General features: G+C 72.2%; 20 protein-coding genes. 13 read left to right on the top strand and 7 right to left on the bottom strand.

The window, feature by feature from the left end:
• Window positions 1-11 precede the first annotated feature (11 nt).
• Window positions 12-656 carry a trimeric intracellular cation channel family protein gene (locus O7620_RS15875; RefSeq protein WP_151490754.1) on the top strand — a complete coding sequence of 215 codons (645 nt, stop codon included), beginning with the start codon at window positions 12-14 and terminating at the stop codon, window positions 654-656.
• Between the two features lie 179 nt (window positions 657-835).
• Window positions 836-2,569 carry a DEAD/DEAH box helicase gene (locus O7620_RS15870; RefSeq protein ID WP_278123628.1) on the top strand — a complete coding sequence of 578 codons (1,734 nt, stop codon included), beginning with the start codon at window positions 836-838 and terminating at the stop codon, window positions 2,567-2,569.
• A 217-nt stretch (window positions 2,570-2,786) separates the two neighbouring features.
• Here the strand turns inward: O7620_RS15870 and O7620_RS15865 are convergent, their stop codons facing one another.
• Both O7620_RS15865 and O7620_RS15860 read right to left on the bottom strand, forming a co-directional pair.
• The gene (locus O7620_RS15865; RefSeq protein ID WP_030337431.1) at window positions 2,787-3,020 is read right to left on the bottom strand and encodes a hypothetical protein; all 234 of its coding nucleotides are present in this window, start codon (window positions 3,018-3,020) and stop codon (window positions 2,787-2,789) included.
• A 245-nt stretch (window positions 3,021-3,265) separates the two neighbouring features.
• A complete protein-coding gene (locus tag O7620_RS15860) occupies window positions 3,266-4,879 on the bottom strand; it encodes an RNA polymerase sigma factor (protein WP_278123627.1) in 1,614 nt (537 codons plus the stop codon).
• Between the two features lie 502 nt (window positions 4,880-5,381).
• On the opposite strand from O7620_RS15860, the gene O7620_RS15855 reads away from it, so the two are divergent.
• Entirely contained in the window at window positions 5,382-6,212 is an 831-nt protein-coding gene (locus O7620_RS15855; RefSeq protein ID WP_278123626.1) for an inositol monophosphatase family protein, read from the top strand.
• Between the two features lie 4 nt (window positions 6,213-6,216).
• Here the strand turns inward: O7620_RS15855 and O7620_RS15850 are convergent, their stop codons facing one another.
• Window positions 6,217-6,732, bottom strand: coding sequence for a LytR C-terminal domain-containing protein (locus O7620_RS15850; RefSeq protein WP_278127028.1), 516 nt, complete (start codon window positions 6,730-6,732; stop codon window positions 6,217-6,219).
• Between the two features lie 423 nt (window positions 6,733-7,155).
• Here O7620_RS15850 and O7620_RS15845 point away from each other — a divergent pair, with 423 nt between their 5' ends.
• A complete protein-coding gene (locus tag O7620_RS15845; protein ID WP_007075406.1) occupies window positions 7,156-7,452 on the top strand; it encodes a DUF4193 domain-containing protein in 297 nt (98 codons plus the stop codon).
• A gap of 121 nt (window positions 7,453-7,573) precedes the next feature.
• Window positions 7,574-8,371: a hypothetical protein gene (locus O7620_RS15840; RefSeq protein WP_151490749.1), complete on the top strand. Its 798-nt coding sequence runs from the start codon at window positions 7,574-7,576 to the stop codon at window positions 8,369-8,371.
• A gap of 18 nt (window positions 8,372-8,389) precedes the next feature.
• On the opposite strand, the gene O7620_RS15835 is transcribed toward O7620_RS15840, so the two are convergent.
• Window positions 8,390-8,917 carry a DUF3093 domain-containing protein gene (locus tag O7620_RS15835; RefSeq protein WP_278127027.1) on the bottom strand — a complete coding sequence of 176 codons (528 nt, stop codon included), beginning with the start codon at window positions 8,915-8,917 and terminating at the stop codon, window positions 8,390-8,392.
• An 89-nt stretch (window positions 8,918-9,006) separates the two neighbouring features.
• Here O7620_RS15835 and dut point away from each other — a divergent pair, with 89 nt between their 5' ends.
• From dut to O7620_RS15815, 4 genes are all read left to right on the top strand, one after another.
• Window positions 9,007-9,543 (top strand): dUTP diphosphatase, encoded by a 537-nt coding sequence (gene dut, locus O7620_RS15830; protein WP_278123625.1) that lies wholly within the window; start codon window positions 9,007-9,009, stop codon window positions 9,541-9,543.
• Window positions 9,544-9,568: 25 nt separating this feature from the next.
• The gene (locus O7620_RS15825) at window positions 9,569-10,240 is read left to right on the top strand and encodes a DUF3710 domain-containing protein (RefSeq protein WP_151490747.1); all 672 of its coding nucleotides are present in this window, start codon (window positions 9,569-9,571) and stop codon (window positions 10,238-10,240) included.
• Window positions 10,241-10,365: 125 nt separating this feature from the next.
• Window positions 10,366-10,746, top strand: coding sequence for an OB-fold nucleic acid binding domain-containing protein (locus O7620_RS15820; RefSeq protein WP_151490763.1), 381 nt, complete (start codon window positions 10,366-10,368; stop codon window positions 10,744-10,746).
• Between the two features lie 25 nt (window positions 10,747-10,771).
• Window positions 10,772-11,455: a DUF3159 domain-containing protein gene (locus tag O7620_RS15815; protein ID WP_151490746.1), complete on the top strand. Its 684-nt coding sequence runs from the start codon at window positions 10,772-10,774 to the stop codon at window positions 11,453-11,455.
• A gap of 40 nt (window positions 11,456-11,495) precedes the next feature.
• Here the strand turns inward: O7620_RS15815 and O7620_RS15810 are convergent, their stop codons facing one another.
• Both O7620_RS15810 and O7620_RS15805 read right to left on the bottom strand, forming a co-directional pair.
• On the bottom strand, window positions 11,496-12,185 hold the full coding sequence (locus O7620_RS15810; protein WP_151490745.1) for a TrkA family potassium uptake protein: 690 nt from the start codon (window positions 12,183-12,185) through the stop codon (window positions 11,496-11,498).
• 3 nt (window positions 12,186-12,188) lie between these two features.
• A complete protein-coding gene (locus O7620_RS15805; RefSeq protein WP_278123624.1) occupies window positions 12,189-12,854 on the bottom strand; it encodes a TrkA family potassium uptake protein in 666 nt (221 codons plus the stop codon).
• Window positions 12,855-13,018: 164 nt separating this feature from the next.
• Here O7620_RS15805 and O7620_RS15800 point away from each other — a divergent pair, with 164 nt between their 5' ends.
• The 4 genes from O7620_RS15800 (at window position 13,019) to O7620_RS15785 (ending at window position 20,082) form a co-directional block, all read left to right on the top strand.
• Window positions 13,019-15,088, top strand: coding sequence for an APC family permease (locus O7620_RS15800; RefSeq protein WP_278123623.1), 2,070 nt, complete (start codon window positions 13,019-13,021; stop codon window positions 15,086-15,088).
• 7 nt (window positions 15,089-15,095) lie between these two features.
• The gene (locus tag O7620_RS15795; RefSeq protein WP_278123622.1) at window positions 15,096-16,370 is read left to right on the top strand and encodes a TRAM domain-containing protein; all 1,275 of its coding nucleotides are present in this window, start codon (window positions 15,096-15,098) and stop codon (window positions 16,368-16,370) included.
• Window positions 16,371-16,451: 81 nt separating this feature from the next.
• Window positions 16,452-18,398 (top strand): 1-deoxy-D-xylulose-5-phosphate synthase, encoded by a 1,947-nt coding sequence (gene dxs, locus O7620_RS15790; RefSeq protein WP_278123621.1) that lies wholly within the window; start codon window positions 16,452-16,454, stop codon window positions 18,396-18,398.
• A 457-nt stretch (window positions 18,399-18,855) separates the two neighbouring features.
• Complete coding sequence (locus tag O7620_RS15785; RefSeq protein ID WP_278121797.1) at window positions 18,856-20,082, top strand: IS110 family transposase; 1,227 nt, start codon at window positions 18,856-18,858, stop codon at window positions 20,080-20,082.
• Window positions 20,083-20,163: 81 nt separating this feature from the next.
• Here O7620_RS15785 and O7620_RS15780 read toward each other — a convergent pair whose 3' ends face one another.
• Window positions 20,164-21,324 carry a hypothetical protein gene (locus O7620_RS15780; RefSeq protein WP_278127026.1) on the bottom strand — a complete coding sequence of 387 codons (1,161 nt, stop codon included), beginning with the start codon at window positions 21,322-21,324 and terminating at the stop codon, window positions 20,164-20,166.
• Between the last annotated feature and the right edge of the window lie 226 nt (window positions 21,325-21,550).

The following is a 21,550-nucleotide window of genomic DNA, read 5'->3' as shown; positions in this document are numbered from 1 at the left end:
AGCCTGCGGCGGTGACCACCTCCACCGCCCTGCTCCTCGCCGACCTCACCGGGGTGGCGGTCTTCGCCGCCTCCGGGGCCTCGGCGGCGGTGGCCAAGCGACTGGACTTGTTCGGCGTCGCTTTCGTCGGCTTCGTGGCCGCCCTCGGCGGTGGGATCTTCCGCGACCTGGCCATCGACGAGGTGCCGCCGCTGGCCTTCGCCGACTGGCGGTACGCGGGCACCGCCGCGGTCACCGCACTCGCCGTCTTCTGGCTGCACCCGCAGCTGGCCCGACTGCGCACCACCGTGCTGGTGCTGGACGCGGCGGGCCTCGCGCTGTTCACCGTGACCGGCACGCTCAAGGCGCTCGACGCCCGGGTGCCGGCCGTCGGCGCCTGCCTGATCGGCATGCTCACCGCGATCGGCGGCGGGCTCGCCCGGGACCTGCTCACCGCCGAGATCCCGGTGGTGCTGCGCCGGGAGATCTACGCGGTGGCCGCGCTGACCGGTTCGGTCGCGGTGGTGCTGCTGTATGTCGCCGGGCGGACCGGGCCGGCGCCGCTCACCGCGGCCGCCGTGCTGGTCTTCGGGCTGCGTCTGGTCGCGCTGCGCCGTCGCTGGTCCGCGCCGGTGGCGACGCTGCGACCACCACGCACCGGTGACCCGGAGTGGTGAGGCCGGTACTACAGGGGTGACGGATGTGACCAGCGTGGCGTCGCCTGGGCTGTGGGGCCCGCGCTGGTTATGCTGAGTCGGCCTTCGCGGCAGCTACTGCGCGGAGGCGTTTTCATGGGCGGCGGTACTCGTGGCCCTCGCCCGGGGTCCGCCAGCGTGCGGTCGGAGAGGAGCTTCGCGTGGCAGCCCGGACGCCGGTGCTCGATACGTTCCCGGCACTACGCGCCTGGCAGCGCAAGGCCCTGGTGGAGTACCTGCGCCGGCGCACCGAGGACTTCACCGCCGTCGCCACACCGGGCGCCGGCAAGACCACCTTCGCCCTGCGGATCGCCGCGGAACTGCTCGCCGACGGCACCGTCGAGGCGGTCACCGTGGTCGCACCGACCGAGCACCTGAAGAGCCAGTGGGCGCAAGCCGCCGCCCGGGTGGGTATCCAGCTCGACGCCGCGTTCCGCAACGCCGACGTGCACTCCGCGGCCGACTTCCACGGCGCGGTCATCACGTACGCCCAGGTGGGAATGGCCCCGCAGGTGCACCGGCGGCGCACCATGACCCGACGCACCCTGGTCATCCTCGACGAGATCCACCACGCCGGCGACTCCCGCTCCTGGGGAGACGGGGTGAAGGCCGCCTTCGAACCCGCCGTACGCCGGCTGATGCTCACCGGGACGCCGTTCCGCTCCGACGACAACCCGATCCCGTTCGTCAGCTACGAGCGCGGCGGTGACGGGCTGCTCCGCTCCCGGGCCGACTCGGTGTACGGCTACGCCGACGCCCTGCGCGACGGCGTCGTCCGGCCCGTGCTGTTCCTGGCGTACTCCGGGGAGACCCGGTGGCGGACCAACGCCGGGGACGAGCTGGCGGCCCGGCTCGGTGAGCCGATGACCCAGGACCTGGTGGCGCAGGCGTGGCGTACCGCCCTGGACCCGGCCGGGGACTGGATGCCGCAGGTCCTGCGGGCCGCCGACGCCCGACTCACCGTGCTGCGCAACGCGGGTATGCCCGACGCCGGTGGCCTGATCATCGCCACCGATCAGCAGACCGCCCGCTCGTACGCCAAGCTGATCGCGCAGGTGACCGGCGAGAACGCCGCCGTTGTCCTCTCCGACGACCAGGGTGCGTCCGCGCGGATCGCGACGTTCGCGGCGTCCGACCAGCGGTGGCTCGTCGCGGTGCGGATGGTGTCCGAGGGGGTGGACATCCCCCGGCTCGCGGTCGGCGTCTACGCCACCAGCGCCAGCACGCCGCTCTACTTCGCGCAGGCGATTGGCCGCTTCGTCCGGGCCCGCCGACCCGGGGAGACCGCGTCGGTGTTCCTGCCCAGCGTGCCGCATCTGCTCGGCCTGGCCAGCGAGATGGAGACCGAGCGGGACCACGTGCTCGGTAAACCCAAGGACTCCGACGGCCTCGACGACGACCTGCTGGAGCGGGCGCAGCGCGACGACCAGGCCAGCGGGGAGTTGGAGAAGCGGTTCGCCGCGCTCTCCGCCACCGCCGAGCTGGATCAGGTGATCTTCGACGGCGCGTCGTTTGGCACCGCCGCCCAGGCCGGCACCCCCGAGGAGGAGGAGTACCTCGGCCTCCCCGGGCTGCTCACCGCCGACCAGGTTTCGCTGCTGCTGACCAAACGGCAGGCCGCCCAACTCGCCGCCCAGCGCCGCCGTACCGCCGAGCGGGCCGCTCAGCCGGCCGCTGCGCCCACCGTGGCGCCGCCGGCACCTCTGAGTGCCGCCCAGCGCCGTGTGGCGCTCCGGCGCCAACTGAACGCCCTCGTGGCCGCCCGGCACCACCGCACCGGCCAACCCCACGGCAAGATCCACGCCGAGTTGCGCCGGCTCTGCGGCGGCCCGCCCAGCGCCCAGGCCACGATCGAGCAGCTTGAGGAACGCATCGCCACCGTCCAGACCCTCTAGACCCGCCCACCCCGCCGTCCCCATCCGGCGTTGATCCACTCGACTCCATGGAAAACGCGGTATCCACCAGGCGTGGATACCGCGACTTCCACGAAACCGAGTGGATCACGGGGTCTGTCTGCTGGGCGCTGGGGCGCGGGCGTGCGACGTTCGGACAGAAAAAGCCGACCGGAGGCACCCTCTGGGTGTCTCCGGTCGGCTATGTCGGTTTGCGGATTTAGTTCGCCATCAGATCGGCGCCACGCCAGCTGAAATCGGGCTCCGTTGCGAACCGCTCGGTGATCTTCACGAGATCCTCCGCGTACTTGTTCGCGTGGTGCCCACAGAACACCAGCTCGCTCCCACCCGCCAGAGTGATCCGGAGCTTCCCGGCAGCATTGCAGCGGTCGCACCGTTCATCGGCGGCTGGGGGCGCCACCGTCTCGGGCGGCGGCGTGAGGGTCGGGGTCATCGCCTTCCTCCTCTGGTCGTCACCGATGAACAATCTCTTCGGTCGTTGCTCACCTATCGTGCAACACCCGTGCCGGGCCTTGCCTTCCCTGTGTGCCCGCGGGGGACCGAGGTCACACATGGCAGGGACAGTGTGCCGTGCACCCAGGGTGCCACGTCAACGATCACATTCGTGCATCCGGACGATCACCATCTGGTGTTGCACACCAGGTGGTCAAAACGACACGTTCGGTTGACGAAACCCGCTCAGTCCAGGTAATCCCGGAGAACCTGCGACCGGGACGGGTGACGCAGCTTGGACATCGTCTTGGACTCGATCTGCCGGATCCGCTCCCGGGTCACCCCGTAGACCTGGCCGATCTCGTCGAGCGTCCGCGGCTGACCGTCGGTCAGGCCGAAACGCAGGCGTACGACACCCGCCTCACGCTCGGAGAGCGTCTGCAACACCTGCTGGAGCTGGTCCTGCAGGAGTGAGAACGAGACGGCGTCGACCGCGACCACGGCCTCGGAATCCTCGATGAAGTCACCGAGCTGGCTGTCGCCCTCGTCGCCGATGGTCTGGTCCAGCGAGATGGGCTCCCGAGCGTACTGCTGGATCTCCAGCACCTTCTCGGGTGTGATGTCCATCTCCTTGGCCAGCTCCTCCGGCGTGGGCTCGCGGCCCAGGTCCTGGAGCAGCTCGCGCTGTATGCGGCCGAGCTTGTTGATGACCTCCACCATGTGCACCGGGATGCGGATGGTGCGGGCCTGGTCGGCCATGGCGCGGGTGATGGCCTGCCGGATCCACCAGGTGGCGTACGTGGAGAACTTGTAGCCCTTGGTGTAGTCGAACTTCTCCACGGCCCGGATCAGGCCGAGGTTGCCCTCCTGGATGAGGTCGAGGAAGGCCATGCCGCGACCCGTGTACCGCTTCGCGAGGGAGACGACGAGGCGGAGGTTGGCCTCCAGCAGGTGGTTCTTGGCGCGTTCGCCGTCGCGGGAGATCCAGCCCAGGTCGCGGACCATCTCCCGGACGAGCTTCTCCTCGCCCTCGTCGGCCGCGCGCAGCCGCTCGGCGGCGTAGAGCCCGGCCTCGATGCGCTTGGCCAGCTCCACCTCCTGCTCGGCGTTGAGCAGCGGGACCTTGCCGATCTGCTTCAGGTACGCGCGGACCGAGTCGGCGGAGGCGGTCAGCTCGGCGTCGCGCCGGGCCTGCTTGAGCGCCTCGGACTCCTCGTCGTCCCACTCGAAGTCGTTGTCGGTGGCGGAGGCGGCGGCGTCGGTCTCGGCGGCCTGGGCCAGCTCGGCCGGCTCCTCGACGACCACGTCCTCGATGGTGGCGGCGAGTTCCTCGGGGTCGATCTCGCCGTCGGCACCCTCGCCCTTGGCCTTGCCGGCGACCTTGGCCGGCTTGGCGCCGGCGGCCGCGGCGACGGTCGCCTTGGTGGCCCGGGTCGACTTGGTCGCCTTCGCCGGCGAGGCGGCGGCGGCGACCTCGGCAGTGCTGCCGGCGACCTTGCGGGGGGCCGCCTTGCGGGGGGCGGGCGCCGACGGCGCCTCGTCGGAGGCGGGCGCCTGCTTCGGCGCGGGCGCGGCGGCCTTCTTGGTGGTCTTGGCGGTGGTGGCCCGGGACGCCGGCGTCGTGGAGCGGGCCGCGGCGACCCGGCGGCGGGTGCTCGCCGAGCCGTCCACCACTACGGTCACTCCCGCCTCGGAGAGCGCCCGCAGGATCTTCTTGGCCTGGGCCGGAGTCACCTCGGCGGACTCGACGGTGCGCGCGAGCTGGGCCGACGTGAGCTGACCACCGGCGCTCTGCGCGTGGGCGATCAGGGTGTCGGTGAGCGAGCGAACGTCGGCGCCGGTCTGGCGGGGTTCTGTCACGAATGACCTTCCGGAGGCGAAGAGCGGGCACGGCCGGGTCGTCCGGCACAGCATGGGTCAACCGGGCCGGGCGATGTGGTTGAGGGGCCCCCGTGTCCCGGGCCGGCCGGTGGTCGGCGGTCCGTGGCGCGTGGGCAGGGGTGAATTGTAACGCCGACTGCGGCGATCATCCTGCGCCGCACTGCGTAACGGCGGTGAGACCGCCGATTCGGCGCTGATGTGGACTTTGTAAGGATGATACTCGCGTACGGCGCGTGGGGCCTCCGTCGTCGTGGCCGGCCGCGGGCGGACCGGGCCCGAGGTGCCGGTTGACCAGCACGGACGGCTCTGGGGTGGTGGCGGTTCGGGTGCGGAGCGCGATGGTCGCAGGTGGATCGCGGTGGAACGGGCCGGTGCGCCGTGGACGGGGTCGGAGAGCTGAGCACCTAGCGCACATTACCAACACAAACCGGACATGCCGGTCATATGGCGCGCGGACGCTGACGTGTGGAAAGGGACAACCATGACCGGCTCGACGCCGACGCCGCAGGAACTGCTCACGATCGCGATCGACGTGGCCCGGAAGGCGGCCGACACCGCGTACCGGATGCGGGGCGAGGGGGTCGTGGTCGCCGCGACCAAGAGCACCCGCACCGACGTGGTCACCGCCGCCGACCGGGCGGTCGAGCGGCAGGTTCTCGACGCGCTGGCCACGCTCCGCCCCGACGACCCGGTGCTGGGTGAGGAGTACGGCGAGGAGAACGGTGGAGGTGCCACCGGCCCGACCGGCGGCGGGGTGCGCTGGATCGTCGACCCGATCGACGGCACGGTCAACTACCTGTACGGGTTGCCGCACTGCGCGGTCTCGCTGGCCGCCGAGGTCGACGGCGTGGTGGTCGCCGGGGTGGTGCGCAACGTGTTCACCGGCGAGGAGTGGACGGCCACCGTCGGCGGCGGCGCCTGGCGGGCGGGGCAGCGGTTGCGCTGCTCGACCGAGACCGACCTGGGGCAGGCGCTGGTCGCCACCGGCTTCGGGTACGACGCCGCCCGCCGGTCGCACCAGGGCCGGGTGGTCGCCGGGCTCATCGGTCACGTGCGGGACATCCGGCGACTCGGCGCCGCCGCCCTGGATCTCTGCCTGGCCGCCGAGGGGCGCGTCGACGCGTACTTCGAAAAGGGTCTGGCGGCCTGGGACCAGGCCGCCGGCGGCCTGGTGGCGAGCGAGGCGGGCCTGCGGGTGGCCGGCCTGCGGGGCCGGCCGGCCGGCCCGGACCTGGTGCTCGCGGCCCCGGAGGCCCTCTTCGCGCCGCTGCACGACCGCCTGGACGACCTGGACGCCGCGGGTGGCCCCTGAGCGGCTACTTCTTGGCCGGCATCGGGCAGGTGCCCTTGGGCGCCTCCGGCGCGCCCGAGTCGCCGAGCGACTGGTTGACCTCGGTGGTGGTGGCCAACTGCTGGAAGCCGTTGCCCAGCACCACGTCCACCGTGTCGTCGGTGCGCTTCTCGTCGTAGCCCGGGTCGGCGTTGTTGAGGAAGTACGCCTGGAGCAGGTGCGCCGAGCCGACGCCCTTCGGGCCGTACCGCAGCACCGCGATGCCGTCGACCTGCTTCTTCTCGTTTGCGGTCTTCTTGACCTGGAACTGCCGGTTGCTGAACTCGTCGGCGACCGTGCGGGCGAGGCCGGGCTGGTTCGTGGCGTTGTAGACGTTGATTTTCACGTCCTTGCGCTCGCGCAGGGTCAGGTCCGCCAGCGGCCAGCCCTCGGGGCAGCCCGCGGCGGCGCCCGCCCCGCCCTGGCTGTCGCGGACCACGGCCACGACGACGAAGACCAGGGCGATGACCGCCAACAGGCCGACGACGACGAGGGCTCGCACTCGCGCAAAACTCATCAGGGCACTCCCCGGGACGTCAGGTGGGTGGCAACGATCTCTGACCGCCGGCCGTCGAATACGCCGCTGAGGTTAACGGTTGTCCGGCCGTCGCGTGGAAACAGTCCGACATGCCGGCGCGGCGACCGCGAAGCGGGTACTACTACCCCTATCTTCGTGTCGCCTGAGTCACATTGGGAACAACTTCGCGTGCGGGGGCGTACATCTAGGCCGCGAGGGCGGTATACATGCCTCGCCCAAGGGGGGGTAAGGTTCCGCGCTCGCAGGGGAGTCGCCCCAGCGGGCTCGACCCGTTCGGTCCCCGGGTCGGGTCCCCGACACAAGTGGTGGCCGGCCAACGGAACCGAAACAGCGTCGTCCGGCGTTACAACCGGGAAGCGACAACATCGATATGGGAGAGTGAAACCGATGGCCACCGACTACGACGCCCCGCGTCGCGACGAGGTCGACCTCGGCGAGGACAGCCTGGAAGAGCTCAAGGCCCGGCGCGTCGACTCACAGTCGGGCGCGGTGGACGTTGACGAGGCCGAGGTGGCCGAGAGCTTCGAGCTGCCCGGCGCCGACCTGGCCGACGAGGAGCTCACGGTCAAGGTGCTACCGATGCAGCAGGACGAGTTCCGGTGCGCCCGCTGCTTCCTGGTGCACCACCGCAGCCAGCTGGCGGTCGAGCGTAACGGCGAGCTGATCTGCCGCGAGTGCGTCTGACTCGCATGACACCAGCGGCGGCCTCCTGATCGGGGCCGCCGCTGCCGGTGTAGCCGTGCGACACAGGTGGGTACCTGCTTGACTCGTAACGGGTAGCCCACAGCACCGGGAGGTTCGACCCATGAGCGATCGAGGCGAGACCACCGACGGTGGCGCCGACGACCTCGGCGCCACCGTCGCCGCGTTGACCGCGGACGACATCGAGCCGGCCCGACGCCGCCAACTGCTCACCCGCATGGTGGGGCAGGCCCGCGCCCGGGGCATCGCCGACCTGTTCAAGCCCCGCGCCGCCGTGCGCTGGATGGTCGACACCGTCGCCGAGATCGCCCCGCACGTGCCGGTCCGTGACCTGGACACCCTGCGGGCACACTTTCCGGGGCTGGACGACGCCGCCCTGGCCGAGCGGTTGATCCGCAACGCGTCACGGACCACCGCCGCGATCGGCGCGGCCGGCGGGGGAGTCGCCGCCGTCGAGTGGGCCGTGGCACCGACCCTGCTCTCCGCGCCGGTGCTGCTCGCCGCCGAGACCGTCGCCGTGGTGGCGGTGGAGCTGAAGCTGGTCGGCGAACTGCACGAGATCCACGGCGTGGCGCTGCCGGGTGGTGGCAGCCAGCGGGCGGTCGCCCTGGTGCACTCCTGGGCCACCCAGCGCGGGGTCAACCCGATGGTGCCCGGTGTCGGGGTGGGCGCGGTGCTCGGCACCGCCGCCCGCAAGGAGCTGCGGGACATGCTGCTGCGGCGCTTCGGGCGCAACCTCACCACCCTCGGACCGTTCCTCACCGGCGCGGCGGTGGCCAGCTTCCTCAACCGTCGGGCCACTCAGCAGATGGCCGAGCAGCTCCAGGTGGACCTCCGGCGCCGCGGCATCGCCCGACCGGCGCCACCACCGGCCCTGCCCGGCCCGCCCACCGGCACTTGAGCGGGCGGCGGCGCGGGATCAGCCCGGCTCGCCGGCCGTACGGTCGGTGAGCGGCAGGGCGTCCCGCGCGGCCAGCACCGCCTCGGCGAACTCGACCGGGTGCCGGGTGCTCACCACCCAGAACGGGGTCGGATCGGCCGGATCGTCGAGGACCACCTGCACGGCGCCGCCGATCCACGGTCGCTGCACCACGAAGGCGAGCGGGTCGGCGCCCACCCCGAGCACCTCACGACGGCCGGCCGCGTCCAACGGGACCACGTCGGCCACGAAACGCACCGGCAGCCGGGCGTCGTCCACCCGCAGCTCGCCGTCGGCGACCGCGACCCGGATCCGGCCCAACCACCACAACCCGGCCGCGGTGGCCGGCAGCAGCACCGCGAACGGCAGCCAGGCGCGCACGCCGGAGCCGCCCATCCAGATCTCGACGGCCAGCAGCGCGGCCGCCACCAGCCCCACCAGCCACAGCCACCAGGGCAGGTCCAGCCGTTCGGCGTACGCCGTGCGGGCCGCCACGGGCGGCTGACCGGCGGACGGGGAGGGCGACATGCTCACTCCTGCGAGGGTACGGCGCACGGCGGCCCGGCCAACCGGCAGGATGGCAGGGTCACCCCGTGAACCCGACGGAAGAGGGACCTGTGACCGACGTCGTACCCGTGCCCGTACGGCAGCTCGACGCCGAGCTGCCGCTGCCCACGTACGCCCATCCCGGCGACGCCGGTGCCGACCTGGTGGCGGCCGCGGACGTGGAGCTGCCGCCCGGCGGCCGCGCCCTGGTGCCCACCGGCGTCGCCATCGCGCTGCCGGAGGGGTACGTGGGCCTGGTCCACCCCCGCTCCGGGCTGGCGGCGAGGCTCGGCGTGACGGTGCTCAACGCGCCCGGTACGGTCGACGCCGGCTACCGGGGTGAGATCCTGGTCAACCTGATCAATCATGATCGGGACACGCCGGCGAAGATCTCCCGCGGCGACCGGATCGCGCAGCTCGTGGTCCAGCGGGTCGCGCGGGCACGGTTCGAGCCGGTGGCCGAGCTGCCCGGCTCCCGACGCGGGACCGGCGGGCACGGTTCCACCGGCGGACACGCCGGGCTGGAGCCGTCGCCGGCTGGTCAGGATCGGGTCGAACAGCGGTCGGACGAGCCCGGACGTGGGCGCACGGAAGAGATGGCAGGGTGAGTGTGAACAGCGGAGGGTGGGCGCAGTGATCTTCTCCCGAAAGCGGGCCGGTGCCGGGCGGCAGACCCGCGACGAGCGGACCACCGAGGTCCTCGACCAGGGCGCCGAGGGGTCGGCGTCGGCGCTGGTGCGCGGCCCGTACGACATCTCCGAGGTCGACGACGACGTGCAGCGTCTCGACCTGGGCAGCCTGCACATCCCGGCGATCGCCGAGGTGGAGGTGCGGGTGCAGGCCGACCCGCAGGGCGTGGTCCAGCAGGTCGTGCTGGTGCACGGGGACAACGCGCTGCAGCTCGGCGTCTTCGCCGCCCCCCGGTCCGAGGGGATCTGGGACGAGGTGCGCGAGGAGATCCGCCAGTCGCTGCTGCGCGACGGCGCCGCCGCCCAGGAGGTCGAGGGCGAGTACGGCCCGGAGCTGCACGCCCAGGTGCGCACCCCGGACGGCCCGACCAACCTGCGGTTCGTCGGCGTCGACGGGCCGCGCTGGATGGTCCGTGGCGTGTTCCAGGGCCCGGTGGCGACCGATCCGGCCACCGCCGGCCCGCTCGCCGAGTGCCTGGACGGCCTGGTGGTCGACCGCGGGCAGGAGGCGAAGCCGGTACGCGAGCCGCTGCCGCTGCGGCTGCCCCGGGAGATCGCCGACCAGGCGGGCGCCGAGGACGGCTCCGCCCCCGCCGCCGAACCACGCCAGGTCTGACCGGCACGCACCGGCCCGCCGGAACCGGCCCCGTCGGCGTACGCTGGCGGCACGGTTCCGGCGTCGCCGGGGTCGGGCCAGTGCCGGTCGAGGCCGGTGAGCGTGGAGAGGGTGACGCGGAGGTCATGATGACCGACGAGGGTGGGGGGTCGCTGCGGCGCCTCCTGCAACGGTTCACCGCCAGCGAAGCCGAGATCGACGCGCAGGAGCTGCGCCGGGAGAGCGCCGAGTGCGGCGGCATCCCGGCCCAGATGTGCTCCCGGGGCCAGGTGGTCTCGGTCGCCGGTCGGCTGCGCACCGTGGTCTACACGCCGCGCACCAACCTGCCCACCCTCGAGGCCGACCTGTACGACGGCAGTGACGTCGTCACCCTGGTCTGGCTGGGCCGGCGGCACATCGCCGGGATCGAGCCGGGGCGGCACCTGACCGCGCGGGGCCGGGTGGCGATGCGCGACGACCGCAAGGTCATCTACAACCCGCACTACGAGCTGGACTCGCCGAAGTGACGGCGCTGCGGACGGAAGGCCGGCGATGACGACGGGACAGGACCGGGCGGCACAGCCGGACACCGGCTCCGAGGACGACGAGCGACTGCCGACGATCGCCGAGCAGATGGCCGACCAGCTCGGCGGGTGGCGGGGGCTGGTCGAGTCCAGCATCCCGGTGGTGGTCTTCGTCCTCGCCAACATCATCGGCGAGCTGCGGCCCGCGGTGATCGCCTCGGTGGCCGTCGCGCTGTTGATCGCCGTGCTGCGGCTGGCCCAGCGCCGGCCGATCCGGCACGCGGTCAACGGCCTGTTCGGCGTCGGCGTCGGCGCGGCCATCGCCTGGCGTACCGGCGACGAACGGGATTTCTACCTCCCCGGCATCCTCTACGGCATCGGCTACGGCGTGGCCCTGCTCATCTCGGCGGCCATCCGGCAGCCCCTCGTCGGCTGGATCTGGTCGGTGCTGGTCGCCAAGGGCCGCTCGGAGTGGCGGACCGACCCGAAGCTGGTGCGGACCTTCACCCAGCTGACGGTGCTCTGGGGTGTGGTCTGGCTGGCCAAGGTGGGCGTGCAGGCCGGCCTCTACCTGGCCCACCAGGACACCGCGCTGGGCGTGGCCCGGCTGGCCCTGGGCTACCCGCCGTACGCGCTGCTGCTGCTGATCACCGTCTGGACGGTGCGCCGGGTCACCCGGGAGCCGCAACCGACCCCGCTGCCCGGCGCCTGAGCGTCGGCGCGGCCCGCACCGCCGGCCCAGGGGGGCGGGCTCACCGCGCCCCGCGGGTCCGTTCGACGCTGTCCGGGCCGAGGATCACCGCGCGGACCTCGTCCTCCACCTCGGCGGTGCAGACGAAGACCAGCTCATCCCCGGCCTCGATCGGGTCGTCCGGGCTGGGCACCAGGACCCGCTTGCCGCGCAGGATCGCCACCAGCGCGGAGTCGCGGGGCAGCGGCACGGCGTGGATGGGCTGACCCACGTAGGGCGCGGTCGGCGGCAGGGTGATCTCGACGAGGTTGGCCTCGCCCTGCCGGAACGTCATGAGCCGGACCAGGTCGCCGACGGTGACCGCCTCCTCGACCAGCGCGGCCATCACCCGCGGCTTGCTCACCGCGACGTCCACGCCCCACTGCTCGGTGAAGAGCCACTCGTTCTCGGCCCGGTTGACCCGGGCGACCACGCGGGGCACCGCGAACTCGGTCTTGGCCAGCAGCGACAGCACCAGGTTGGTCTTGTCGTCACCGGTGGCCGCGACGACCACGTCACAGCCGGCGACGTTGGCCTCCTCCAGGCTGGCCACCTCGCACGCGTCGGCGAGAACCCATTCGGCGGCCGGCACCCGGTCCGGGCGCAGCATCTTCGGCTGGCGCTCGATCAGCATCACCTGGTGGCCATTCTCGATCAGCTCCTGGGCGATCGAGCGGCCCACGTTGCCGGCGCCCGCGATGGCGATCCGCATGGCTCAGTGCCCCCCTTCCGGCGGCGTCGCCGCCACCGACGTGACCGTCACCACGATGTCGTCGCTGACCAGCATGAACACCTGGTCACCCTCCTGCACGACAGTGGACGCGGTGGGCAGCGTGCCGATACCGAAGCGGATCAGGTACGCCACCCGCGCCCCGGACGCCTCCTCCAGCACGCGCACCGGCCGGCCGATCCAGTCCTTGTGCACGGGCACCTCGACGATCGACACGGTGCTCGTCGGGTCGCGGAAGATCTCCACGTTGCCCTCCGGCACGAGGTGCCGCAGCATCCGGTCGGCCGTCCAACGGACCGTCGCCACGGTCGGGATGCCCAGCCGCTCGTAGACCTGCGCCCGGCGCTGGTCGTAGATCCGGGCCGCCACCCGGGACACGCCGAACGTCTCGCGGGCCAACCGGGCCGAGATGATGTTGGAGTTGTCGCCGCTGGAGACGGCCGCGAAGGCGTCCGCCCGCTCGATACCGGCCTGCCGCAGCACCTCGCCGTCGAAGCCCGCCCCGGTCACCGTGATCCCGGTGAAGTCGGGGCCGAGCCGGCGGAAGGCGTCGGCGTCCTGGTCGATCACCGCCACCGAGTGCCCCCGAGACTCCAGGCTGTGGGCGAGGGTCGACCCGACCCGGCCACAGCCCATGATCACGACGTGCACGCTGTCCCTCCCAAGGTGCGTACCGCTCCGCTGCCGGTGGCCTGACGAGTGCGAGCCTGCCACGTCCGGATGCCCAGCGGGGACCGACCGTACCCTGCCGCGCGGATCGGCCACGATCGCCCACCCCCACGCTCCCACCGTGGTTGGTCGTACCCTTGGCGTTCGTGGCCAGTCCCACTTCGCAACTGAAGCGCCTGCTCCTCGGTCGACCGTTCCGGTCCGACCGGCTGCAGCACACCCTCCTGCCGAAGCGCATCGCGCTGCCCGTTTTCGCCTCCGACGCGCTGTCCAGCGTCGCGTACGCGCCCGACGAGATCCTGCTGACCCTCTCCATCGCCGGCGCCTCCGCGTACGTCTTCTCGCCGTGGATCGCCCTGGCCGTGGTCGTGGTGATGCTCACGGTGGTCGCCAGCTACCGGCAGAACGTGCACGCCTACCCCTCCGGGGGAGGTGACTACGAGGTCGCCACGGTCAACCTGGGCCCGAGGTTCGGCGTCGGGGTGGCCAGTGCCCTGCTGGTCGACTACGTGCTCACGGTCGCGGTGTCGGTCTCCTCCGGGGTGGCCAACCTCGGCTCGGTGGTGCCGTTCGTGGCCACCCACAAGGTCCTCATCGCGGTGCTCGCGGTGGTGCTGCTGAGCGCGGTGAACCTGCGCGGTCTGCGCGAGTCGGGCACGGCGTTCGCCATCCCGACGTACGGCTTCGTGATCGTGATGGCCGGGATGCTGCTCACCGGGCTGGTCCGGGTGTTCGTGCTGGGTGACGACCTCCGCGCGCCGAGCGCCGATCTGGTCATCCAGGCCGAGCACAGCGTGACCGGTTTCGCGCTCATCTTCCTGCTGCTGCGGACGTTCAGTTCGGGCGCCGCCGCGCTCACCGGCGTCGAGGCGATCTCCAACGGGGTGCCGGCGTTCAAGGCCCCGAAGAGCCGTAACGCCGCCACCACCCTGCTGCTGCTCGGCGGCATCTCGGTGAGCATGCTGGTCGGGATCATCTGGCTGGCCCGGCTCACCCACCTGCAGTTCGTCGAGGATCCGGCCCTGCAGATCGTCTCCGGCCCCGAGGGGTACGTGCAGAAGACCGTCACCACCCAGCTCGGCGAGACGGTCTTCGGCTCCGGGTCGATCCTGCTCTACGTGGTGGCCGGCGTGACCGCCCTGATCCTGTTCCTGGCCGCGAACACCGCCTTCAACGGCTTCCCGGTGCTCGGCTCGATCCTCGCGCAGGACCGCTACCTGCCCCGCCAGTTCCACACCCGGGGCGACCGGCTGGCGTTCTCCAACGGCATCGTCTTCCTCGCCCTCTTCGCGATCGTGCTGATCGTCGGCTTCCAGGCCGAGGTGACCCGGCTCATCCAGCTCTACATCGTCGGGGTCTTCGTCTCGTTCACCGTCTCCCAGGCCGGCATGATCCGGCACTGGAACCGGCGCCTGCGGACCGAACGGGATCCCGAGGCGCGCCGCCGGATGCAGCGGTCCCGGGCCATCAACACGTTCGGTACGGGCCTGACCGGCACGGTGCTGGTGATCGTCCTGATCACCAAGTTCCTGCTCGGCGCGTGGATCGCGATCGCCGCCATGGCGGTGATCTACGTGTTGATGCTGGCCATCCGCCGGCACTACGACCGGATCGCCGTCGAACTGACCCCGCCGGACGAGGGCCGTGCCGTGCTGCCCGCCCGCAACCACGCGATCGTGCTGGTCAGCAAGCTGCACCAGCCGACCCTGCGGGCCATCGCGTACGCCCGGGCCACCCGGCCGGACACGTTGACCGCCGTGACGGTCAACGTGGACGAGGAGGACACCCGGGCTCTGCAGGCCGAGTGGGAACGTCGGGAGATGGCCATCCCGCTCACCGTGATCGACTCGCCGTACCGGGAGATCACCCGCCCGATCCTGGACTTCGTCGCCTCCACCCGCCGCAAGTCGCCCCGGGACGTGGTCACCGTCTTCATCCCGGAGTACGTGGTCGGCCGCTGGTGGGAGAACCTGCTGCACAACCAGAGCGCGCTGCGTCTCAAGGGCCGCCTGCTCTTCGAACCGGGGGTGATGGTGGTCAGCGTGCCGTGGCAGCTCGCCTCGACGGCGAGCAAGAACCTGGACCGGCTGGACGCCACGTTGTCCCGGACCCCGGCGCGTGGCCCACGGATCGGCCTGCGCGGCCCGGTGCCGCCGGACGTCCCGCCGGTGGTCTCCGCGCCGGCCGGTGGCGGCGGCGCGGTCGACCGTGACTGAGGCGGGCGTGGGTGCTGCCGCGACGTCGGCGGCACCGGAGCGTGGGCTGGCCGAGGCGGAACGCGTCGAACTCACCGTCGACGCCGTCGCGCCCGGCGGGCACTGCGTGGCCCGGGTCGACGGGCAGGTGGTCTTCGTCCGGCACGCCCTGCCCGGCGAACGGGTCCTCGTCGAGGTCACCGAGGTGCACCGGGGGTTCGTCCGGGCCGACGCGGTGATCGTGCTGGACGCCTCGCCGGACCGGGTCGAGCCACCCTGCCCGTACGCGAAGCCGGGTGCCTGCGGTGGCTGTGACCTGCAACACGTCGCTCCGGACGCCCAGCTGGCGTGGAAGGCCGCCGTGGTGCGCGAGCAGCTGGTCCGCCTCGGCGGGCTGACCGACGCCGACCTGGACCGGCTCGGCGTCCGCGTCGAGGCGCTGCCCGGTGGCCTGCTCGGCTGGCGCTCGCGGGTCCGCTACGCGGTGGACGCCGCGGACCGGGCCGGGCTGCTCAAGCACCGCTCGCACGAGGTGGTGCCGATCGACCGTTGCCGGATCGCCCACCCGGCCATCCAGCAGCTTCCGGTGCTCACCCCGACCGGGGCGCTCTGGCCCGCCGCCGAGGCGGTGGAGACCGTCGCCAGCAGCGGCGGCGACGTGACCGTCGCGCAGGTCCGGGACGGTGTGTCCACCCCGGTGAGCGGGCCGTCCGAGGTCCGCGAGGTGGCCGCCGGCCGGGACTGGACGCTGCCCGCGTCCGCCTTCTGGCAGGTGCACCCCGCCGCGGCGGACACCCTCACGACGGCCGTGCTGGAGCTGCTCGACCCGCGCCCGGGCGAGGTGGCCTGGGACCTCTACGGCGGCGCCGGGCTGTTCGCCGCGGCCCTCGCCGGCCGGGTCGGCGACGCCCGGGTCACCCTGGTCGAGTCCAGCCGGGACGGGGTGGACGCGGCCCGGGCCAACCTGGCCGACCTGCCCCACGTCGAGGTGGTCGCCGCCCGGGTGGAGACCGCGCTGGCCCGCCGCCGGATCACCGGCCCGGTCGACGTGGTGGTGCTCGACCCACCGCGCTCCGGCGCGGGCGCCCCGGTGGTGCGCGACATCGTCGCCGCCGGCCCGCGCGCCGTCGCGTACGTGGCCTGTGACCCGGCCGCCTTCGCCCGGGACGTCCGCACGTTCGCCGACCTCGGCTGGCGGCTGGCCGCGCTGCGCGGCTTCGACCTGTTCCCGATGACGCAGCACGTCGAACTGGTCGGGCTGCTGGTCCCGGCGGACGAGAGCCGGCCAGGGATCCGTGCCTGAGCAGGCGCTCAGCCGCCCGGTACGGCTCGGGAGGCTCGGGTCGGGCTGCGGAGTACCGGGCGGCCGATAGACTCTCCGGTCATGAGCGTTGAAGAGGACACGGCCAATCACGGTCGGTTGCTGGGGACGGTCCGCGGTCCGCAGGACGTCAAGCGGATGTCGGGCGAGGAATTGGACGTTCTCGCCGCGGAGATCCGGGACTTCCTGATCGCGAAGGTCTCCCGCACCGGCGGGCACGTCGGGCCCAACCTCGGTGTGGTCGAGCTGACGCTGGCCATGCACCGCGTCTTCGACTCCCCCCGAGACCGGCTCCTGTTCGACACCGGCCACCAGGCGTACGTACACAAGATCCTCACCGGACGTCAGGCCGGCTTCGACAAGCTCCGCCAGCGCGGTGGCCTCTCCGGCTACCCCAGCCAGGCGGAGAGTGAGCACGACCTGATCGAGAACTCGCACGCCTCCACCGCGCTCTCCTACGCCGACGGCCTGGCCAAGGCGTACGCGTTGCGGGGCGAGGCGCGCAGCGTCGTGGCCGTGGTCGGTGATGGCGCGCTCACCGGCGGCATGTGCTGGGAGGCGCTGAACAACATCGCCACCGCCGGCAACTCCCTGGTGATCGTGGTCAACGACAACGGCCGGTCCTACTCGCCGACCATCGGCGGCCTCGCCGACCACCTCTCGTCGCTGCGGCTCAACCCCGGCTACGAGAAGGTCCTCGACACCGTCAAGGACGCCCTCGGCTCCACGCCGCTGGTCGGCAAGCCGATGTACGAGGTGCTGCACGCGGTCAAGAAGGGCATCAAGGACGCCGTCGCCCCGCAGGCGATGTTCGAGGACCTCGGCATCAAGTACGTCGGCCCGGTGGACGGGCACGACGTGGCCGCGGTCGAGTCGGCGCTGCGCGCCGCGAAGAACTTCGGCGGCCCGGTGATCGTGCACGCCGTCACCCGCAAGGGCTACGGCTACCGCCCGGCCGAGGAGGATGAGGCGGACTGCCTGCACGGCCCCGGCAGCGCCTTCGACGTGGAGACCGGCGCGCTGCTGGCCGCACCCTCGGTCAAGTGGACCCACGTCTTCGCCGACGAACTGCTGGCCGTCGCCGACGAACGACCGGACGTGGTGGGCATCACCGCCGCCATGGCCGAGCCGACCGGCATCGCGAAGCTGGCCCGCAAGTACCCCGAGCGGGTGTACGACGTCGGCATCGCCGAGCAGCACGCCGCCACCTCGGCGGCCGGGCTGGCACTCGGTGGCCTGCACCCGGTGGTCGCGGTCTACGCCACGTTCCTCAACCGCGCCTTCGACCAGGTCCTGCTGGACGTGGCGATGCACAAGCTGCCGGTGACCTTCGTGCTGGACCGGGCGGGCATCACCGGCCCGGACGGCCCCAGCCACTACGGCATCTGGGACATGTCGGTGTTCGGGGTGGTGCCCGGTCTGCGGATCGCCGCACCCCGCGACGCCGCCACGCTGCGCGAGGAACTGCGCGAGGCCCTTGCCGTCGACGACGGCCCGACCGTGGTGCGCTTCCCGACCGGCGCGGTCGCCGCGGACCTGCCGGCGCTGCGCCGGGTCGGCCCGGTCGACGTACTGGCCGAGTCGGCACGTACCGACGTGCTGCTGGTCGCCGTCGGCTCCTTCGGGCAGATGGGCATGGAGGTGGCCGCCCGTATCGCCGAGCAGGGCTACGGGGTGACGGTCGTCGACCCTCGCTGGGTGCGCCCGGTTCCGGCGGAACTGGTCGAGCTGGCCGCCAGCCACCGGCTCGTGGTGAGCGTCGAGGACGGCGTACGGGTCGGCGGGGTGGGCGACGCGCTCGCCCAGGCGATGCGCGACGCCGACGTCCGGGTGCCGTTGAAGGACCTGGGCGTACCGGCCGACTGGCACCCGCACGGCACCCGCGCGCAGATCCTCGCGGACCTGGGCCTGACCGCGCAGGACGTGGCCCGTGACGTCACCGGCTGGATCTCCAGCCTGGACGCCACCCCGGACCGCCTGACCCCGTCCAGAACCGCAGCCCAGAACTAGACCCACGACACACCAACGGCGGGCGCCCCCTACGAGGGCGCCCGCCGTCGTCGTCCCATGCCCGTCTTTTGCGTCGTCGATCATGAAGTTGTGGTGCCCCGCGAAAGGTGTGAATCACCACCTACCGCCCACCACAAGTCCATGATCGACGCGGAAGGGGCGGGGGCGGGGCGGCGCGGGGTTGGGGTTAGTCCTTGTCGCCTCTGGCGAGGTGGCCCGTTCCGGGCTGAAAATCGTGTCGGTCGCTCGCTGACGTCGTCGCTCCTTGGTCCGTGTGAGGTCGTGGGTTAGTCGGACGCTGGTAGTCGCGTTGTGGGCCTTTCACTGTTGCTGCGAGCACGCGAGTTAGATTCACCCGTTCTGTGGCTGCCGCGGGCGACCGCCCTGATGTTCGCGCTGGTGGGGAGGGTTTCGGTTGCTGGAACAGGCCCAGGATGAAGAGCAGATCATCACGCGTGTGGCGGGGTTGGACATCGGCAAGGCGTCGTTGGTGTGCTGCGCACGGGTTCCGGACGAGGCGAAGCCCGGACGGCGGCTGCAGGAGGTGCGGACCTATCCGACGATGACCCGATCACTGATCGGGCTGGCCGAGCGCCTGGCAGCGCTGGGGGTAACCCGGGTGGTTATGGAGGCCACCAGTGACTACTGGAAGCCGGTGTTCTACCTGTTGGAAGCGCACGGGTTCGAGGTGTGGCTGGTCAATGCCCGCGACGTCAAACACCTACCGGGCCGGCCGAAGACCGACAAGCTGGACGCGGTGTGGTTGTGCAAGGTCGCCGAACGGCAGATGATCCGGCCGAGTTTCGTGCCACCGGCGCCGATCCGGATGCTGCGGGACCTGACCCGCTACCGGGTCGATCTGATCGCTGAGGCGGGGGCGGAACGCAACCGGGCGGAGAAGTTGCTCGAAGACGCGCAGATCAAACTGTCGGTCGTGGTCAGCGACCTGTTCGGCACGTCCGGGCGGGCCATGATGGCGGCGTTGATCGCCGGGCAGCGTGACCCACACACCCTGGCCGAGTTGGCCCGCTCCAGCCTGCGCCGCAAGATCCCCGCCCTGCAGGAAGCTCTCACCGGTCATTTCACCGATCATCACGCGTTCCTGCTGGGCAAGATGATCGCCCGCGTCGAGCAGGTCGAGGCCGACATCCGCGAGGTCGACGCCCGGATCGAGGCGCAACTGGCCCCTTTCGCCCCGGCGGCGGCCCGGCTGCTTGAGATCCCCGGGGTCGGGCCGGCCGCCGCTGCCGCGATCATCGCCGAGATCGGCGTGGACATGACCCGCTTCCCGACCCCGGCCCACCTCGCCGGCTGGGCCAAGTTCGCGCCCGGCGTCAAGGAATCAGCCGGCCGCCGCAAAGGCACCGGATCAACCGGGCACGGCAACCGCTACCTCGCCCGCGTCCTCGGACAGATCGCGGTCTCCGCCGCCCGCACCAGCACGTTCCTCGGCGAACGCTACCGGCGCATCGCGCGAAGACGCGGCGCCAAACGCGCCATCGTCGCGGTCGGCCGCTCGGTCCTGACGATCATCTGGCACCTTCTGTCCGACCCCGCAGCCGGCTTCCGTGATCTCGGCGCCGACTTCTACCTCAGCCGCACCGACACCGAACGCCGCAAACGCAACCACGTCCACCAACTCGAAGCCCTCGGCTACCGCGTCACCCTCGACCTCGCCGCCTAACGCACCACGCAACAACACCCATCCCGCGCCGCTTCGCGACGCGGGATGCTGCCGCACGTCAAGTCACGGTCGATTTTCGAGTTAGCGGGGGCGGGGGGTTATGGAGCGGTAGTGGGTTTTGTCGGTGTTGGCGAGGCTGTAGGTCTGGGTGCGGGTGGGTTCGGGGACGACCACCAGGCCAGGGCGTTCCACCAGCAGCGGGGTTCCGGGCGGCACGGAGAGGGAGCTGTCCCGGGTGGCCCGCCAACTGAGCACCACCAGCGGCTGGCCCGGCACCGGCAGCTGGTACGTCTGCAACGGGGTGGCCCGGTCGGCCGGCGAGACCACCGGCGCGCTCCCGTCCGCCGGCCGGTAGATCACGGCGGTCATCGTGCCGGCGTCGGTGTCCCAGCTCAACTGCTGCAACTCGGCGGCCTCGCCGCCGCCGAGGGCGACCTCGCCGAGCGAGCGGACGGTCAGCTTCGCCATCGGCCACGACGTCGGCACCGAACGCGGCGCGTCCCGGTCGCCGATGCGTCGGGGGATGCTGCCGAACGGTCCCCGGTCGCCGGCCAGTACGCAGGTGTCCAGGCCGGTCAGCGCGCGCCGACCGGCGCCGGACTCGTCGCGGACCAGCGGGTAGCGCGGATCGACGGTGCCGGTGCCGAGGTCGAGGAGCCGGTCGGCGGCCCGCCCCCGGGGCAGCGACTCGGTGGCCCGCAGGGTCGCGGTCACCGGCACCGCCGCGCAGGCCGGCACGTCGACCGGAGCGCTGAGACCGTCGGCGACTGTCAGCGCCCGGCCCTGCGGCCCGAGCAGCGTCTGTACCCGGGCGGAGACCAGGTAGCGCCGACCGCCGCCGGTCTGCACCGGCAGCACGTCGGAGTAGACCAGGTAGCCGGGGTCGGTGTACTCGGCGGCGCGGGTGATCGCGTACCGGTCGCCGTCGCGGGTGAGTTGCAGCAGCCAGGAGGCGCTCTCGCCGGGGACGTCCGCGGCGACCAGGGCCACCGGGGTGCCGTCGACCCGGCCGGAGAAGAGAATGCCGGACGAGGGCAGGTGTGCCCGGTCGTCGGCCGGTGAACGCCAGTCGCGCACCGCATCGGTGACCGCCGTCGTCGACGCCGCGTCGCGGGCCAGGTCGCCCCGGGGCGGCCACACCGCCAGTGAGCCGTCCAGGCTGTCGTACCCGACCCGCAGGTCCCGCGGTTGACGGTCGGCGACCGGGCCGCACGCCGTGGCGGCCAGCAGTACGCCCAGCAGGACGGTGAGCGCCCTGCCGTGCCGACGGCCTGGAGTCACCTGGCCCGCCCCCGATCGCCTCGCCGTCGCTGTCGGAAAGCGCCATAGTACGAGATGTCCGGCGCGGCACCTCAGGTGGTCGCCGCCACACCCACCACAGTGGACACCACCGGGGTTTTCGTGCCTTTTCGCCGCTCCGGTAGACTCCGCCGACTGTGACGCCTGCCGAGTCCCGCGCCCTGTCCGC

This window comes from Micromonospora sp. WMMD710 (assembly GCF_029626045.1).
In the GTDB taxonomy this organism is placed as follows: Bacteria; Actinomycetota; Actinomycetes; order Mycobacteriales; family Micromonosporaceae; genus Micromonospora.
This window is presented reverse-complemented; position numbering and strand designations above follow the sequence as displayed.